Origin of the sequence: Methylocella silvestris, from assembly GCF_002891535.1 — a bacterium.
GTDB classification, from domain to species: Bacteria; Pseudomonadota; Alphaproteobacteria; order Rhizobiales; family Beijerinckiaceae; genus Methylocapsa; species Methylocapsa silvestris_A.
Map to the genome: position 1 here is coordinate 62,301 of NZ_PDZR01000013.1, position 15,201 is coordinate 77,501.

Annotated in this window: 16 protein-coding genes; 8 read left to right on the forward strand and 8 right to left on the reverse strand. The window is 62.4% G+C overall.

The genetic code is table 11. The annotated features are described in order from the left end of the window. Positions 1 to 6: 6 nt before the first annotated feature. The 3 genes from CR492_RS12220 to CR492_RS12235 form a co-directional block, all read right to left on the reverse strand. Positions 7 to 1,629, reverse strand: a complete 1,623-nt coding sequence (locus CR492_RS12220) for a carboxyl transferase domain-containing protein (RefSeq protein WP_102844033.1) — start codon at positions 1,627 to 1,629, stop codon at positions 7 to 9. 117 nt (positions 1,630 to 1,746) lie between these two features. After that, positions 1,747 to 2,340, reverse strand: coding sequence for a TetR family transcriptional regulator (locus tag CR492_RS12225; RefSeq protein ID WP_102844034.1), 594 nt, complete (start codon positions 2,338 to 2,340; stop codon positions 1,747 to 1,749). An 848-nt stretch (positions 2,341 to 3,188) separates the two neighbouring features. Further along, entirely contained in the window at positions 3,189 to 4,022 is an 834-nt protein-coding gene (locus tag CR492_RS12235; RefSeq protein WP_102844036.1) for a helix-turn-helix transcriptional regulator, read from the reverse strand. 100 nt (positions 4,023 to 4,122) lie between these two features. Here CR492_RS12235 and CR492_RS12240 point away from each other — a divergent pair, with 100 nt between their 5' ends. From CR492_RS12240 to CR492_RS12270, 7 genes are all read left to right on the forward strand, one after another. Continuing rightward, complete coding sequence (locus CR492_RS12240; RefSeq protein WP_102844037.1) at positions 4,123 to 5,010, forward strand: SDR family oxidoreductase; 888 nt, start codon at positions 4,123 to 4,125, stop codon at positions 5,008 to 5,010. 233 nt (positions 5,011 to 5,243) lie between these two features. Continuing rightward, a complete protein-coding gene (locus CR492_RS12245) occupies positions 5,244 to 5,696 on the forward strand; it encodes a MarR family winged helix-turn-helix transcriptional regulator (protein ID WP_180982529.1) in 453 nt (150 codons plus the stop codon). Between the two features lie 41 nt (positions 5,697 to 5,737). Beyond that, on the forward strand, positions 5,738 to 6,139 hold the full coding sequence (locus tag CR492_RS12250; RefSeq protein WP_102844038.1) for a DUF1398 domain-containing protein: 402 nt from the start codon (positions 5,738 to 5,740) through the stop codon (positions 6,137 to 6,139). Between the two features lie 13 nt (positions 6,140 to 6,152). Further along, positions 6,153 to 6,590, forward strand: coding sequence for a hypothetical protein (locus tag CR492_RS12255; protein WP_102844039.1), 438 nt, complete (start codon positions 6,153 to 6,155; stop codon positions 6,588 to 6,590). A gap of 14 nt (positions 6,591 to 6,604) precedes the next feature. Then, on the forward strand, positions 6,605 to 7,135 hold the full coding sequence (locus tag CR492_RS12260) for a DUF6790 family protein (RefSeq protein WP_348626715.1): 531 nt from the start codon (positions 6,605 to 6,607) through the stop codon (positions 7,133 to 7,135). Between the two features lie 118 nt (positions 7,136 to 7,253). Continuing rightward, a complete protein-coding gene (locus CR492_RS12265; RefSeq protein WP_102844040.1) occupies positions 7,254 to 7,631 on the forward strand; it encodes a tyrosine-type recombinase/integrase in 378 nt (125 codons plus the stop codon). A gap of 172 nt (positions 7,632 to 7,803) precedes the next feature. Continuing rightward, entirely contained in the window at positions 7,804 to 8,367 is a 564-nt protein-coding gene (locus tag CR492_RS12270) for a hypothetical protein (RefSeq protein WP_102844041.1), read from the forward strand. 578 nt (positions 8,368 to 8,945) lie between these two features. Here CR492_RS12270 and CR492_RS12275 read toward each other — a convergent pair. The 3 genes from CR492_RS12275 to CR492_RS12285 are packed head-to-tail and all read right to left on the reverse strand — an operon-like array spanning position 8,946 to position 12,640. After that, entirely contained in the window at positions 8,946 to 9,989 is a 1,044-nt protein-coding gene (locus CR492_RS12275) for an FAD:protein FMN transferase (protein WP_102844042.1), read from the reverse strand. After that, positions 9,970 to 12,156: a PepSY domain-containing protein gene (locus CR492_RS12280; RefSeq protein ID WP_102844043.1), complete on the reverse strand. Its 2,187-nt coding sequence runs from the start codon at positions 12,154 to 12,156 to the stop codon at positions 9,970 to 9,972. Before CR492_RS12280 ends, CR492_RS12275 begins: the two co-directional genes overlap by 20 nt. A gap of 16 nt (positions 12,157 to 12,172) precedes the next feature. Beyond that, a complete protein-coding gene (locus CR492_RS12285; protein WP_102844044.1) occupies positions 12,173 to 12,640 on the reverse strand; it encodes a DUF2271 domain-containing protein in 468 nt (155 codons plus the stop codon). On the opposite strand from CR492_RS12285, the gene CR492_RS20815 reads away from it, so the two are divergent. Further along, positions 12,627 to 13,088, forward strand: coding sequence for a hypothetical protein (locus CR492_RS20815; RefSeq protein ID WP_180982530.1), 462 nt, complete (start codon positions 12,627 to 12,629; stop codon positions 13,086 to 13,088). The genes CR492_RS12285 and CR492_RS20815 overlap by 14 nt on opposite strands. 30 nt (positions 13,089 to 13,118) lie before the next feature. Here CR492_RS20815 and CR492_RS12295 read toward each other — a convergent pair whose 3' ends face one another. Both CR492_RS12295 and CR492_RS12300 read right to left on the reverse strand, forming a co-directional pair. Continuing rightward, positions 13,119 to 14,492: a sensor histidine kinase gene (locus tag CR492_RS12295; RefSeq protein WP_102844046.1), complete on the reverse strand. Its 1,374-nt coding sequence runs from the start codon at positions 14,490 to 14,492 to the stop codon at positions 13,119 to 13,121. Then, a complete protein-coding gene (locus CR492_RS12300; protein WP_102844047.1) occupies positions 14,489 to 15,160 on the reverse strand; it encodes a response regulator transcription factor in 672 nt (223 codons plus the stop codon). The genes CR492_RS12295 and CR492_RS12300 overlap by 4 nt, the downstream gene beginning before the upstream one ends. Positions 15,161 to 15,201: the final 41 nt, after the last annotated feature.

The window sequence follows — 15,201 nt, forward strand, 5'->3', positions numbered from 1 at the left end:
GGGCGATTACATCCGGAAGAGGCCGAAGCGCGGAGTTTCGGGAATCGGGGCGTTCAGCGCGGCCGACACGGCCAGTCCAAGAACATCGCGGGTTTGCAGCGGATCGATGATTCCGTCGTCCCACAGCCTCGCCGTGGCGAAATAGGGATTGCCCTCATCTTCGTAGCGCTGCCGGATTTGCGCCTTGAAAGATGTTTCATCATCCGTTTCCGCGGTCTTGCCGGCCGCTTCAAGCGCCTCGCGGCGGACGGTAGACAGGACGCTCGCGGCCTGTTCGCCTCCCATGACGCTGATTCGTGAATTCGGCCAGGTGAACAGCATGCGCGGCGCATAGGCGCGCCCGCACATTCCGTAATTCCCCGCCCCGAAAGAACCGCCGATGAGGACAGTGAATTTCGGCACGCTCGCGGTCGCAACGGCTGTGACGAGCTTTGCGCCGTCCTTGGCGATTCCGCGGGCCTCATAGCCGCCGCCGACAATGAAGCCCGAGATGTTCTGTAAAAAGATCAGGGGAATGCCCCGCTGGCATGCGAGCTCGATGAAGTGAGCGCCCTTGAGGGCGCTTTCCGAAAAGAGCACGCCGTTGTTCGCGAGAACCGCAACCGGAAAACCCCAGATATGCGCAAAGCCGCACACCAGCGTCGCGCCATACAAGGGTTTGAATTCGTGCAGGCTCGAACCATCTACCAAACGTGCGATGATCTCGCGCACGTCGTAGGGCGCCCTGACGTCCTCGGGAATGATTCCATAAATATCATTCGGATCATGCGCCGGCGGGCGCGGATCGAGGATCTCGAGACGAGGCGCCTTCTGTGGTCTCAAGGTGCCGACGATCGAGCGAACGATCTCGAGCGCATGCACATCATCGTTCGCGACATGATCGACGACGCCGGACCGGCGGCCATGCGTCATGGCGCCGCCGAGTTCGGTCGCGGTAATGACTTCGCCTGTCGCCGCCTTGACGAGCGGCGGCCCGGCCAGAAAGATTGTTCCCTGACTTTCCTTACCCAGCCCCTGGACGATGATGGTTTCGTCGCTCATCGCCGGGACGTAGGCTCCGCCCGCCGTGCAACTGCCCATCACGCAAGCGATCTGCGCGATGCCCTGCGCGCTCATGTTCGCTTGATTGAAGAAAATGCGTCCGAAGTGTTCGCGGTCGGGAAAGACCTCGGCCTGATACGGCAGGTTTGCTCCCCCTGAATCGACAAGGTAGACGCAGGGCAATTCGTTTTGCAGGGCGATCTCCTGCGCGCGCAGATGCTTCTTGACGGTGAGCGGAAAATACGCGCCGCCTTTGACGGTCGCATCATTGGCGACGATCATGACTTCGCGGCCGCGCACGCGCCCGATTCCGGCCACCACTCCGGCTCCGGGAGCCTCATTGCTGTAGAGGCCGTGGGCGGCCAGCTGGCCGATTTCCAGAAACGGCGCTCCGACGTCGAGCAAGCGATCGATCCGATCGCGCGCCAGCAGCTTGCCGCGCGCGACATGGCGCTGTCTGGCCGATTGCGGGCCGCCGAGCGCCGCCTTGGCGACCGTCGAACGCAGCAGCTCGCCAAGCTGGGTGTTGCGGTCGCGATTCCGCCGGAATAGTTCCGACTTCGTATCGAGGGACGAATTGAGCCGCATTGACGCTCCCTGGAGCTTGGCGAAGCGATAACGACGCCTCTCGCCCGTGACCAACCAACTAACTAACGAACGACCGTTAGCTAAATAGGGCAAAAGCGGGCGGCCTGGCAAGCGCTTTCAGCGGGCGCCGACCGACCTCAAGACGAGATCTTGATGCAACGCGACGAGATCATCGACCGGAAGACGGCCATCGGGGCGCCACCAGGCGGCTATTCCAGTCAGCATCGCTATGATGGCGAAGGTGGTCACGCGAATATCCTTGATGCGGAAGACGCGGCTGCGCACGCCGCGTCTCAAGATGCCCTCGAGTATCTTCTCGTAGTCGTCTCTCATCGCGACGATTTCGACCCTCTGCGCAGCTTCAAGGCTTCTCAGTTCCTGATTGATGATTCTGAGGTCTTCATTCCGCGTCATGTGGAAACGGACATGGAACGCCACGAACAGCCGAAGCTGCTCCGCAGCCTCGCCCTTCGGCGGCACTTCTGCGGCGGCTTTGTCGAGGAGGTCCCGCATGTAGTTGAGCATGATGCCGTGGAGGAGAGCATGCTTGTTAAGAATGTGATTATACAAGGACGACGCCTGTATTCCAACGTCCGCTGCCAATTGTCGCAAGCTCATCGCCTCGAACCCGTGCGTTGCGATCAAGCGAGTGCCTGACGTATAGATGGCGTTTGCGGTATCGGCGCCGATCGAGCCTTTTTTGCGGGGCATCAAGAAGGTCTTTGCTGTTTATTTTTGATGTGATTCAAAAAATAGTATTTCATTTTCCGGAGACTGTCGATCGCCGGCAGTTTTGCGCGAGAACGGATCACATTTAATCGGCTTTTCTCAATAGTGTATTTCTTTTTATTAGAAAGGCGTTCTCGGCAAACTCTCTCCCGGTCATCAAATCGTCGCTTATCAAAAAGGTGTGGGCTATGTTGGCTGCGGCGTCGTCACAGGACAGCCATGGCGACTCGCGATTTCGAGACAACGTCCGGATCGCTTCTGGATCAGGCTGCTTGCGCAGCGGGGCTTTGGACAAGACCAGAACGATCCTTTGCTTGCCGAACATGTGGTCGGCGCGGAGTGGCGCAAAGGAGCGCTGCTTTCGGAACCGACGCGAATGGAAGGCATGGTTCGCCAATCAGAACGTTGTCTGCAAATTGCGCGTTCCCAACGCCTTGGAGCTTTTAAAGGTTCAGTTTGGCGGATGAAGGCGCGCCGAGGGGCCCTTGATTGTCCCAAGGTTGGGGAAGCAACGAAACAGTGCGTCCTCCATGGTGACGCCACCGCCATGACGCCGGCTTTATCGAGTTGGGAGCGCCCAGGGAAGAAAGTCGACCAAAACGGAGCCCTGACTTGTTGATCTTAGTGGCGCGCCCGACAGGATGAAGCTGGGCGCTCGCATGTGATTGTCTGCGTCATATTAATTGTTTGTCGTCGATTGCGGCGTCGGCTAAAACCAAGATTGAATTCAACCACGCGACCGCGTTGGCTGATGAGCTGTCGCGGCGCAAGCCCTTCTATGAAGCAGATTTCGGCTGGCTCCACGGGATAACTCGCTTCTCCAATAGTAACTAAGCGCGCTTGTTCATTTGCTTGACAAGCACGCGAATGCGATCTTTGACCTGATCATCCAGGGGATTGTAGACCAGCAGTCCGAGATCGGGCCGTCCATCGACGGCGAAGGCGGAATACTCCATTGCAAATGTGCCGAGTTCCGGATGCTGCAAGTGTTTGACGCCATCGCTGGGAGCGTAAACGTCGTTTTCCTTCCAGAATTTTGCAAATTCTGGGCTCTTTAGACAAAGTTCGTCCACAAGCTCTGTCACTTCCGCGACGGCGCCAGCGCGAGCGGCGTCAACCCGAAACGCGCCGACTAAAAATCGCGCCATGCCTACCCAGTCGCTCTGCTTGGCGCGTAGGGCGGGATCGCCAAAAACGAGACGCAGGATGTTGCGCTGGTGCGCGGGTAGCTTGCCGTAGTCCGTCAGCACGATCGCAGCGGCGCGATTCCAAGCGACGACATCCCATGTCGCTGTTTTGATAAACGCTGGGCATGCATCGAAGCAGTCCAGCAAGCGCTGGAGCCGCGGCGTCACGCCCAGTGTGGGTTTGTAACGCATCTCCGGCGGTCGTCCCAAAGCAAGAATAAAAAGATGTTCGCGCTCGATCTCGGTCAACATGAGGCCGGTCGCGAGACGATTCAGCACATCTGCGGAAGGCGCGCCGCCACGTCCTTGCTCCAGCCACGTGTACCAGGTCGAACTGATATTGGAGCGTTGCGCCACCTCTTCCCGCCGCAGGCCTGGAGTTCGCCTGCGCCCCGAGAATCCGAATGCGGCGGGATCGAGCCGGGCGCGGCGATCCTTCAAAAAGGCAGCGAGGGTGTTGTCGGTCTCTGCTGGCATGGCAAGCCTGTTAGTCATTATAATAGGATAATGTAACTACTTTAACATGATACCATATCGACCATACTGGAGGAAATGGAATTCAAAAAGGAGAATAAGGATGCGTATCTTTCTGACGGGAGCCACAGGCTTCATCGGTTCTGCAGTCTTGGCGGAGCTCATCACGGCTGGCCACCAGGTGATCGGCATGACAAGGTCCGACGAAGGCGCCAAGTCGCTCGCCGCCGCCGGCGCCGAGGTTCACCGCGGTGCGCTGGAGGATTTGGATACTATCCGCAGCGGCGCGGCGAAAGCCGATGCCGTGATTCACACCGCGTTCGATCATGACTTCTCGAAATTCGTGGAGAATTGCGAAAAGGACCGCCGCGTCATCGGTGCGCTTGGCTCCGTCCTGAAGGGTTCCGACCGGCCCCTGCTCGTTACCTCCGGCGCCGGCGTGGGCGGCGGTACGCACGGTCAACCGGCGACCGAGGATGTCTTTGACGCCGGCCATCCCACTCCGCGCATCGCCTCCGAACTGGCTGGGAACGAACTGCTGGATGCAGGCGTCAATGTTTCGGTCATGCGGCTGCCGCAGGTTCACAACACGTTCAAGCAAGGACTGATCTCGCCGCTCGTCGCGATCGCGCGGGAAAAAGGGGTGTCTGCCTATGTGGGTAAAGGGCGCAACCGTTGGCCTGCCGGTCATTTGAGCGATGTAGCGCGCCTTTACCTCCTAGCAATCGAGAAGAAGGAAGCTGGTGCGCGTTACCATGCCGTCGGCGAAGAAGGCGTCGAAGCGCGCGCGATTGCGGAAGCGCTCGCTCGCGGCCTGAAACTTCCCACAGTCAGCATTTCAGCGGAAAAAGCCGCCGAGCATTTCGGATGGTTGGGTATGTTCGTCGGCATGGACATGCCTGCCTCCAGCGCGCAAACGCAGGCGAAGCTCGGCTGGCGTCCGACCGGCCCAAAGCTGATCGCCGACCTTGACGCGATGCGCTATTCGTAGCCACAGCGAAGGCTTTCCTTTGTTCGATCCCGCCGGAAGGCGAGAAGACATTCCTTCCTCCCTACCACCGCTCGATAGATCGGCAAAGCGAGCGGAAACGACGACGTTTCAATGGTGCAGACAAAGCTCGACCGCGTATGTCGCGACCCCCTTGCTCCCGTTTATCCGGCTCCAATCATGATGTTGACTAGGAAACAAAAACGAGTTAGTTTCCTAGTCAACAATGGCGCCCCATGACCTCAGCCTCGGAACTGACCGATCACACCGGATACTGGATGCGAATGGCGTCAAACGCTGTGTCGCAGGAGTTCGCGCGCAAGGTATCGGGCGAAGATGTCACTGTCGCGGAGTGGTCGTTCATGCGGGCGCTCTGCGATTTGGAGCCGACGCCTCCGTCAGTTCTGGCCGAAAGTATGGGTATGACGAAGGGGGCGATCAGTAAACTTGCGGAAAGGCTGGTAGCCAAAGGATTGGTTGAGCGGACGGAGAGCCAGCAGGACAAGCGCGCTCACAGCCTGTCCCTGACGCCAGAGGGCCGGGCCAAGATCCCGGTCCTGGCATCGCTTGCCGACGAGAACGACGCTGAATTCTTCGGCGTGTTGACGAAGGAAGAGCACGAAACGCTCGACCGTATCCTGAGAGTTCTCGCCGAACGGCGCGAGCTGAGGGCAACCCCGGTAGACTGAACCCGCCGACCAAATCAATATTGAAACGAAAGGAAGCCGCCATGGACGCGGAACGGATTTCTATTGCCGAAACCTGCCTGCATGCTGCTCACGATGGAAGCCTGAGCTTTCCGGAAATTGTCGGCAAGCTGATCGCCGCCGGCTTCGAGGGCTATGCGGTCGACTATCGCCGCAACAGCCAGACCTGCTATCTGCCGGACGGCGACAGCGCAACGATGGATTTGCAGCCCTCCGCTGGCAAGGTCGCCGCTGCCTTTGACGCTGCCGAGGTCGAGCGTCTGGTGCGATGGGCGCAGGCGGACCCGGCCGACTACAGCTACGTGGCTTTCAGCGAGAAGGTGAAAGGCGCAGGCTGCGCGGGATACCTTGTTTCGTTTCTGGGCCGCCGCGTCGTCTATTTCGGCCGTACCGCCGAAACCCATGTCGAGCACTTCCCCAAATGATGGTGGGCCGGTCATGACGCTTTCGGAACTCCTAGTCGGAGGGGTTGTTCCGGCCGTCTGCCTCGGGCTTGGAGCCGTATTCATGCGGGCAAGCCTCGACGCCGGCGCATCCATTCCCCTTTACCTGGCGGTCGTAGGCAGCGTCGTGGCGCTGCTCGGTTGGGCGGCCTTCATCCGGACAGGGAGCCCAATTCCCTCTGTCCGGCTCGTGCTGCTCGCCGCGACGATGGGGACGATCTGGACACTGGCGATCGCCTGCATGGCTTATGGGATGGGCGTGTTGAAACTGCCGGTTTCAATCATCACGACGTTGACCAACAGCAATGCTCTGATCGCTGTCCTTGTCAGCGCCGTGGCTTTCTCTGAATGGCGTAACGTTAATCTCTCACTTGTCGCCCTTGGTGCTCTGTTGATCTGCGCCGGGGCGACGGTCATTTCCCTCGCACGTTGAAGGATATTTCCCTGTTGCCGGCTGATCTGATCAAGGCAATCATCGCATTCGTGATGTCGAACTACTCGCTGAGTTTCTTCCTGCTCGGGCTGATCGTCTCGCTTGTTGCTATTGCACGATCGAGAACTTCCATAGACCGGTCGCTTGTCGTCGAAAAGCTCCTCGCCTGGTACGTCTTCTTCAGCATCGGCATCGACAACTTCTATAACTTTGTCATGCACGTCTTCTTCGGTCAGATGTCAGCCGCTTTCATCGGCTGGGCCGAGAGTCCGTTCCAGTTCGAGGTCGGAACCGCGAGCCTCGGCTTCGCCGCGGTCGGATTGCTCGCGGCATTCCGGAGTTATGATCTGCGCCTCGCCGCCGTGCTCGGCCCCAGCATCTTCACGCTGGGGGCGGCTGTCGGCCATCTCTATCAGATGGTGACCGCGCATAATTTCGCACCTGGCAATGCCGGCATCATCTTCTGGACCGATATCTTCATCCCGCTGTTCGGATTTGCGCTGCTGCGGCTGAGCCGTCGCGTGCGAGTTCAAGAGCAGCGCTGATCGCGGCCTCGGCGGGACGTCGCGCTCCTTCATTCATCGATGAGTGACCGTCCGACCCAGGCGAGCAGGACGCTGGCCATTTTAAGCGCCCTTTATAGCTGGGCTGAAAAGGCGGGCTATGTCGGCGAATGGCATAACCCCGCGCGCGGGATCGAAAAATTCCCTGAATCTGTTCCCCGGAGGAAAAGTGGGTCGGCCCCGTGTTAACCTTAAAAAACCATGGGCGGCGGCGGCGAAGGCTGCGAGGCTTGAGGGCCTGCGCATCCATGACTTGCGCCATTCATTCGCGAGTATCGGCGCCGGCGGCGGACTCGGATTGCCGATTATCGGCAAGCTGCTTGGGCATAAGAAGCCCGCGACAACCGCTCGTTACGCGCATCTCGACGCTGATCCGATGCGCCGCACAGCTGACTCCATCGGCGCGACTATCACGGTAGCGATGGAGGGCGGCATGGCCGAGGTTGTCACGATAGCGGCACGGAGGAGGACAGAATGAGCAAAGCGAAGATTTCGTGGCGCACATGAAACCTGATCGATCTCGGGTCTCTTTCGAATCCTTAGATCCACCGTCCAATGATCAGGGTGAGGCTCTTTCAGAGGATGATGATAAGCCGCCTGCGCCCGAGGTGATTTGTCAAACCATTGCCGACCGAATGTTCTAGGGCCACATGTTGAAGATCCGCGAGTTCTGCCTTGGCCTTCGCAGTGGTCTGCAACACGAAATCGACCGCTGCCCGGATGAGCGCAAGCAGCGGGACCTACAGCAGGCCCTGGAACGCTTAAACGACTATGAGAAGCGGTTCGTCGCGCAGACCGAAGCGCTGCGAGGCCGACCTGGCGTCCCGGAGTTTCTCCAATCCAGCTATTTCATGATCGGCGCATGCTTGGAAGCATCGAGCCGGATCGACCGTAGGCTCCTGCCGCGAATCGCCAGGCAAAAGGGCGCCAGTCGAAGCGCCAACGACCGCCGAAAAAAGGCTGAAGATGGATGGCAAAAGACTGCGCTCGAGCTCGCAGGCGCGATCACGCCGAATAACCCTGGCCTTTCGCTGAGTCGGATCTCCTTTTTGGTCGAGGAAAGGTGGGGTGGGCAGATGCCCGTCGGTCAAAGGCATCTGTACAACTTCTTGCGCAAACAAAAAGGAGCAAAGAACCAACGGAAATTTGCATGTTTGCTAGTTCGGGGTGTCGCGCATCGCATGGTACATGGATTTTATGTAGCGCTTGCGTAGCGGCTCTCTCGACGATAAAGGCGAGAAGGCGGACAGCGATGCAGCCAAACGCGACGTTTCGCACGTCCAGCGAATTTTCCAGGGTTATCTCACCGTCACGGCGCCATATCGGTGTCGCAAGGAATGATTTGCGTGACGCGCGCGAGGGGCGCTGCGATGGCCGTGCAGTTTCGGCACCACGCGCTCCCATTCATGATCGCGGATGGCCATGCACTTCCTGTACGGGAGAAATGTATCGAGCTATAAAAAAACTGGCAGTTTGCACCAGTCTACCGAGCGATTATCTTTCTAAAAAGCAGTCCGCTGCGAGCACCTACGTCACGCGCACCGCGCGGTTGCCGCCCACCTCAGAGCGACAGAAAAGGTTCAATGAATCATCGCGGCTGCCAACTAAGCACTTGAGAGGCTAGAAGGCTGTGCGATAGTCGCCTTAGTGCAATCTGGCGCTGAAAGATCCATTTTCGATGAATTGTTGTGTTTCCGAGCTCGGAGGCCAATGACGCATCTGGCATGTAGCAGCAGCTCTTCGAGGTCTGCGCCGTCCTTGAGATACAGCGTACAGAGTTCGGCGTTGACGATCAGCACCCGCGCCTCGGACTACGACCGCACAATGTGCCGCGCGAGCTTACGCGAGCGCGGGGAGCTGGTCCAACCGGTCTCCGGGGGGGGGTCGGCAAGGTCGAGAGTACGCTTCCGTCGGACCTAACCAGCAAGGCGGCGAGGCCGAGACGTGAGGCTAGTTCTAAGCCGCGCTCGGCGCCCGCGACCATGAGGGCGGTGGCCCATGCGTCCGCCGCCGTGCAGGTCTCGGCGAGGACGGTGACGGCGGCAAGATCACTTTCGAGCGGCCTCCCCCGCCGCGGATCTATGGTGTGCGACACACGCCGCCCCTCCACCTCCGCCACGTGCCGATACGCTCCGGAGGTCGCGACGGCGGCGCCGGAGAGGTCGAGCACCCCCAGGATTTCGCGCGATCCGGGGATTGGCTTTTCATGAGCGACCGCCCAGGGGCGTCCACCGGGTTTCAGACCCTCGGCGCGCATCTCGCCGTCGATGCCGACAAGCCAGGATGTGAGGCCAGAGCGTTGCGCCTCGCGCGCCAGTTCGTCGACGCCGAAGCCCTTGGCGATGCCTGAAAGATCAAGCTGCAGCAGCGCGAGACGCCGCGCACGGCGCGAGGCGATGTCGAGCTGCAGCGTCTTTGGAGGTTCAAAGGACGGGCGCCCCGCAACACGCGCGATCAGCCCCGCGTCGGGCGTCCGCGCTCCGCTGCCGAAGCCGAAAGCGCGGACGAGATCGCCGACGCCGATGTCGAAGGCGCCTTCCGAAAGGCGGCCGATTTTCAGCGCGACGGCAAGCACCGTGACAAGCTCGTGCGGGATCGAAACCCACGCCCCGATGGGCGCGGCGTTGAGATGGGCGAGATCGGAATCCGCGCGCCAGCTCGACATCTGTTGTTCGATGCGATCAACGGCGCTCTGGAAGCTGCGCGCGAGGGCAGCTGCATCAAAATCATCGGCGGCGAAGAAGACAGCCGACCAGCGCGAGCCCATCGCCGGGCCGTTCAGCGCGTGACGGCGCAGCGCGCTGGCGTTCCGGGATTCAGTAGACATCTTCAACATAGCGTCCATTTGATTTGAGGGTTGCGAGATCGAGGCCGAGCGGCCGGATGACCGCGTCGAGCGTGTTGGTCACAGCTGTCGCCATGTCGCGGCCGCCGCAGACCAGGATTTGCGCGCCCTCGCGGATCAATGCGCGCAGGCGCGGCGCGTCGGCAGCGATGCGGTCCTGAACATAGGCGCCGCCGTCCGGCCCGCGCGAGAAGGCGACGTTCAGCGAAGTCAGGCGCTTTTCGATGAGACGCTGCGCGAACTCATGTTCGTAAAGGAAGTCCGACGACGGGCTCCGGCCGCCAAAATAGAGATGCACTGGGCGCCCGGCCTCATTGGCGCGCACGAAGCCGGCGAGCGGGCCAACGCCAGCCCCCGCGCCGATCAGGATGAGCGGCGACCTGCCTGCGACCGGCCGGAACGTCGGGTTCGCGCGGACGAAGGCGTCGATGCGATCGCCGGACGCGAGCGCATGCAGGAAGCTCGAGCAAAGCCCGCCCGGGCGCAGCCGCACGCAGATTTCGACCACGTCCTCACGGGAGGACGACGCCAGCGAATAAAAGCGCGGCATGGTACTGCCCGGCGGAAGGACGCCAAGGAGATCGCCCGGCTCAAACGCGGGCAGGCATCCGGCATCGCCGCGGCCGCCCGGCGCCCGGAAACGCAGGATCGCGGTTGGCGCGCCGACAGCCGCGCCATATTCCTCGCGTTCGATGAGTTCGAGCGCTTGCGTCTTCGGCGGCGCGGCGACATGCGCAAGCGTAAGATCATGGCGAAGCGCCGCGCCAAGGTCGCGGCCCCATTGCGCGAATTCCTGTGCCGAGCCGCGATCGACGCGTTTCATAGGCAGCAGACGCGGCCAGCCTTTCGCCTCGAGCGCCGCCGAAACCTCCTCGGCGAAGCCGCAAAAGCGCGGGAAATTGCGGTCGCCGAAGCCAAGCACTGCCACTGGAGCCTTGCCGTCCAGAACGGCGAGACGCGCGAGGAACTTTGCCGCCGAAGCCGGGGCCGCGCCGTCCCCGTAAGTAGATGTGAGAATCAACAGCCGCGCTGCTTTCGTATGGACCGGCTGCAATTCATTCATCGCCGCCGTGTAGACTCGATGACCCGCGGCGGTCAGTGCGGCGTGCAGCGTCCTGGCGAAGCCCCAGGTCGAATTGCCTTCGCTGCCAACAAGGATGACCGTATCCGCGGAGCGCGCCGACACATTCCCCGCAAAGCGCGGGCGTGCGGCGCGCCGCCGCAGCCACATCACGACGCCGGTCACGCCGAGCGCTGGAACCGCGGCGCAGGACAGGCCGAGCCACAGGCCAAGAACCCACGCGCCCCTGCCGGTGTGGAGCATATGGATGAGATCCTGAAAGCGATCCAACGCGGTCGCCGGGGCGAAGGCGAGCAGCGCCCCGCTCGACGAGTCGATCCGCGCCTCGCCCGCTGATGTGCGAAGGCTGTAGGCGTCGAGCCGATCGTCGCGGGCAGGAAAGCTCAGCTCGCGCAGATCAGTTACATCGATGGCTTGCAATGCCGCCAGCGCGCCGACCGGAGCCGACGCGCCGCCGCTCGCCGCAACCGCCGCCGCAGCAGCCTCGCTTTGGGGCAGCAAGCCAAAACTGTTCGCCGACATCCAGACGCCGGTCAGCGACGATAGGAGCAGACCAGCGATCGCGAAGCGGCCGATCTCGCCGTGCCAGCGCTGCGCGGGCGTTCCCCGAATCGGGCGCATCAGCGCGCGCCAACCGCCGAGGCGTCGGGCAAGCATCAAGGCGCCGGAGGCCGACAGCACGAGCATGGCGAGCGCGCCCAATCCCGCCGCGGCACGGCCGGCGTCGCCTGCGAGGAAGGAGCGATGCAGCGTGGTCAGGAAGCGGAAACTTTCCGAGACCTTGTAGGGGCCAAGACCCGCGCCCGTCGCCGGATCGACCCGTTCGACGCCGTTCATGTCGCCATCGGCGAAAGCGACGGTCATGGCGCCGTCAGGCCGCTTGCGGATGGCGTCGATCCGCTCGTGACGGGCGGCGACAGCCTCGGCAAGAGCCGCCACACTGACGCCGCGCGAGATGTCCGGCGTCGAGAGGCGGTCCAGCGCAGGTTTGACGGAGATCGCCGCCCCGGTGAGGCCGACGACGGCGAGGCCGAGCGCGAGCAACACGCCCGGAGCCGAATGAAGACGACGAAGCATGGGGTTTCCAGTCGGATCAGAAGACGACCGAGAAGGACCTGACGTAGCCCTTGCCGGAGACAGCTTTGCCGGAGGCGGAGGCCTCGAGCGGCGCAACGACCTCGGACGGGTTGTCCATGCCGTCCTCGACCGCCGTGTCGATGTGGAGCCTGTAGCCGGCGTCGATCATGGCGTCGGCGATGTCGAGGCTGATCTTCAGCGTCTTTCCCGAGCCGATGCTGGCGCCGGTAATGCCGTCGATCTCCGCCGGCCGGCCGCCCGAGGCGCGCTGCCAGTCGGAAAGATGGCGGTAGTATTTCGCCTTGCCGCCGGCCATCCAGAGCGTGGCCCTGTATTTGCCGGCGGCGTCCGTGACCCAGAGAACGACATAGGCGCCATTGCCGCTGTAATTCTTGAGCGTGGTTTCGAACGTGATCTGGCGCGCTTCCGCGAGGCCTGGCGCGATCACGGCGGCTGCGGCGAGCGCAGACATGACGAATTTCATCGGTTTGTTCCTCGAAGAAGAGTGGGGCGGCCGAGTCGCGGCCTGGTCACTGGACCTCGACCTTCGGACGGGCGTGACCTTTGAAGAGGCCATTGTCGGGAACCGGCGCATTGGGATCGGCCGGGGCGGCCTGCGGGATCGCGCCGCGGTCGCCGCCTTCATCGTCGTCATCATCATCCTCCTCATGGTGGCGTCGCGCGGAAGAGTCGCGCTCCTGCGACTGCTCCGCGAGGAGGAGCGCAGGTCGCTCCTCGCCGGCCGCCTCGACGCCTTGACGTACTTGCTGGCGATGACCTTCCAGAAAATCGCCGCCGGCAGCGGCCAGAGCGGCGCCAATGGCGGCTGTGGAAAGAAGCAGGGCGGCTCCGATCAAAATGGGTTTCTTCATGGGATTCTCCGGCTGGTGTTGACCGGACCACCCTCGCCTTCGCGCCTGACGGCGGCCTGAAGGAGATGCGGGTTTGCGTTCAGCTTCCCGTCAGGCTCGCGGCGCGGGCGTGGCCAAGTGTACTGTGGGCAAGCGCACTGTTGCGCGGAAGCCATCGGCCTCGCCCGGGATCGGCGAGGCGAGGTCGAGCGTGAGGCCCGCGCCGCGGCAGATGGCGGCCACGATCGCAAGGCCAAGACCCGACCCCTGCGAGCGCGTCGGGCCGCGTTCGAAGGGCCGCACAAGACGCTCGAGCTGTTCGGCTGAAACAATGGCGCCGTGATTTGAAACCTCGAACAGGCCATCGGCGAGCCGCACCGAGACGGGCGTATCGGGCGCGCCATGCTTCAGCGCATTCTCGATCAGATTGCGGGCGAGGATCGCAAAGGCGTCGGGATCCAGATCCGAAAGCGGGCCGCCATCCGGCGTGATCGTGATTTCGAGCGCGTCGCCGCAATCTGTCTGGCGGTCGACCTCCTCGATGATGTGGCGCAGCACGAGGCCGAGCGGCGCCGGGGTCTCGGCAAGAAGGCCGCCGCCCTCCGCCTTCGCGAGTTGCAGGAGCTTCTCGGAGAGGCGCGAGAGGCGCCGCAGCGCCGTCGCTATGGAGCGGGCGCGTTCGCTGGCCGGGCCCTCGGCCAATTCGGCGATGAGGCGCTGGGTCTGCGCCAGCGCGGCGGCGATCGGCGTTCTGAGTTCATGGGCGCTGTTGGCGGTAAAGCTGCGCTCGGCCTCGAGCGCGCCGCGCAGGCGCTCCAACAAGGCGTTGACCGACGCAGCGACAGGCGCGATCTCGTCCGGCAGCCCCGCCGCGGCGACCGGGGCGAGATTGCCGCGGTCCCGCGCTTCGATTGCCCGGCGGAAGGCGACCACCGGCTTCAGCGATAGCCGGATCGAGAGCCATGCGCCAAGGAACGCGATTGGCGCGAGGGCGACGAGGGGCCAGATCAGGGCGGCGACGGCGCGCCGGACTGCCGCCTCGCGGTGGCGCAGGTCCTCGGCGGCAGTGACGAGGATCGTGCCCCGGACGGCCGCCTCGGTGTAGGCGCGCAGCCGGTCGGTGGTATGGTAGCCGGGCGCGAGACCGCCCGGAATTTTCATGCGGCCGGCGTCGCTTGACTGGAGCAGTTCGCGCCCGTCCTTGTCGCGGACCACATAGCTGATGTATTCCCGGTGGGGGCCGATCGGGGCCATATGTTGGGTCGCGCCGCCGTCCTCACGCGTGAGCAATTCGGCATAGGCGAGGGGCAGCACGCGTTGCGCGACTTCCTGCAGCGCGCTGTCGAACACTTCATCGATCTCGTGGCGCAGCGCCAGGCCGGCCGCCGTCGCGGCTGCGAGCCACAGAGCCGTGACCGCGGCGGCAAGCCACAATCCGATGCGGCGGCTCAGGCTCCATCCGGCGGACGGGCGGCTACCAGTCATGTCAGATTTCTCGGCGAGCCAAGACGATAACCCATGCCGCGCACCGTCTCGATCGCCTGCGCCCCAAGCTTCTTGCGCAGGCGCCCTATGTAGACTTCAATCGTATTGCTCTGGATCTCGGCGTCGAAGGAATAGAGCCGCTCCTCGATCTGTGATTTTGACATCAGCTGGTTCGGGCGCTGCACGAAGGCTTCAAATAGCGACCATTCCCTTGCGGTCAGCGCGACTAGCCTGCCGCCGCGCCGGACGGAGCGGGCGGCGAGATCAATCTCGAAATCGCCGAAAGCGATCAGCGGATTGGGATTGCCGCAATAGCGCCGTCCGACCGCGCGGATGCGCGCGGAAAGCTCGAAGAGATCGAAAGGCTTGATGAGATAGTCGTCGGCCCCGACATCAAGAGCGCCGATCCGGTCAGTAATCTGATCGCGCGCCGTCAGCACCATCACAGGCGTGACATCGCCCGCCGACCGCAGGCGCTTGAGGAAATCGAGACCGCGACCGTCCGGCAGCATCAGGTCGAGCAGGATGAGCTCAAAGGCGGCGGAATGGATTGCTTCAACGGCTTCGTCGAGACGCTTGACCCAGTCAACCGTATGTCCATCGTCCATGATCTGGTCGCGTACAGCCATTCCAAGGATGGGATCATCTTCGACCAATAGGATACGCATGTGTCGCCTCGGCGCATTTCGTCCGAACTTAACCTGTCGGC

What these genes read in the sequence shown, in the direction of transcription:
- CR492_RS12220 (WP_102844033.1), bottom strand. Translation starts at nt 1,629, where the DNA reads ATGCGGCTCAATTCGTCCCTCGATACGAAGTCGGAACTATTCCGGCGG.
- CR492_RS12225 (WP_102844034.1), bottom strand. Translation starts at nt 2,340, where the DNA reads ATGCCCCGCAAAAAAGGCTCGATCGGCGCCGATACCGCAAACGCCATC.
- CR492_RS12235 (WP_102844036.1), bottom strand. Translation starts at nt 4,022, where the DNA reads ATGCCAGCAGAGACCGACAACACCCTCGCTGCCTTTTTGAAGGATCGC.
- CR492_RS12240 (WP_102844037.1), top strand. Translation starts at nt 4,123, where the DNA reads ATGCGTATCTTTCTGACGGGAGCCACAGGCTTCATCGGTTCTGCAGTC.
- CR492_RS12245 (WP_180982529.1), top strand. Translation starts at nt 5,244, where the DNA reads ATGACCTCAGCCTCGGAACTGACCGATCACACCGGATACTGGATGCGA.
- CR492_RS12250 (WP_102844038.1), top strand. Translation starts at nt 5,738, where the DNA reads ATGGACGCGGAACGGATTTCTATTGCCGAAACCTGCCTGCATGCTGCT.
- CR492_RS12255 (WP_102844039.1), top strand. Translation starts at nt 6,153, where the DNA reads ATGACGCTTTCGGAACTCCTAGTCGGAGGGGTTGTTCCGGCCGTCTGC.
- CR492_RS12265 (WP_102844040.1), top strand. Translation starts at nt 7,254, where the DNA reads ATGTCGGCGAATGGCATAACCCCGCGCGCGGGATCGAAAAATTCCCTG.
- CR492_RS12270 (WP_102844041.1), top strand. Translation starts at nt 7,804, where the DNA reads ATGTTGAAGATCCGCGAGTTCTGCCTTGGCCTTCGCAGTGGTCTGCAA.
- CR492_RS12275 (WP_102844042.1), bottom strand. Translation starts at nt 9,989, where the DNA reads ATGTTGAAGATGTCTACTGAATCCCGGAACGCCAGCGCGCTGCGCCGT.
- CR492_RS12280 (WP_102844043.1), bottom strand. Translation starts at nt 12,156, where the DNA reads ATGCTTCGTCGTCTTCATTCGGCTCCGGGCGTGTTGCTCGCGCTCGGC.
- CR492_RS20815 (WP_180982530.1), top strand. Translation starts at nt 12,627, where the DNA reads ATGACGAATTTCATCGGTTTGTTCCTCGAAGAAGAGTGGGGCGGCCGA.
- CR492_RS12285 (WP_102844044.1), bottom strand. Translation starts at nt 12,640, where the DNA reads ATGAAATTCGTCATGTCTGCGCTCGCCGCAGCCGCCGTGATCGCGCCA.
- CR492_RS12295 (WP_102844046.1), bottom strand. Translation starts at nt 14,492, where the DNA reads ATGACTGGTAGCCGCCCGTCCGCCGGATGGAGCCTGAGCCGCCGCATC.
- CR492_RS12300 (WP_102844047.1), bottom strand. Translation starts at nt 15,160, where the DNA reads ATGCGTATCCTATTGGTCGAAGATGATCCCATCCTTGGAATGGCTGTA.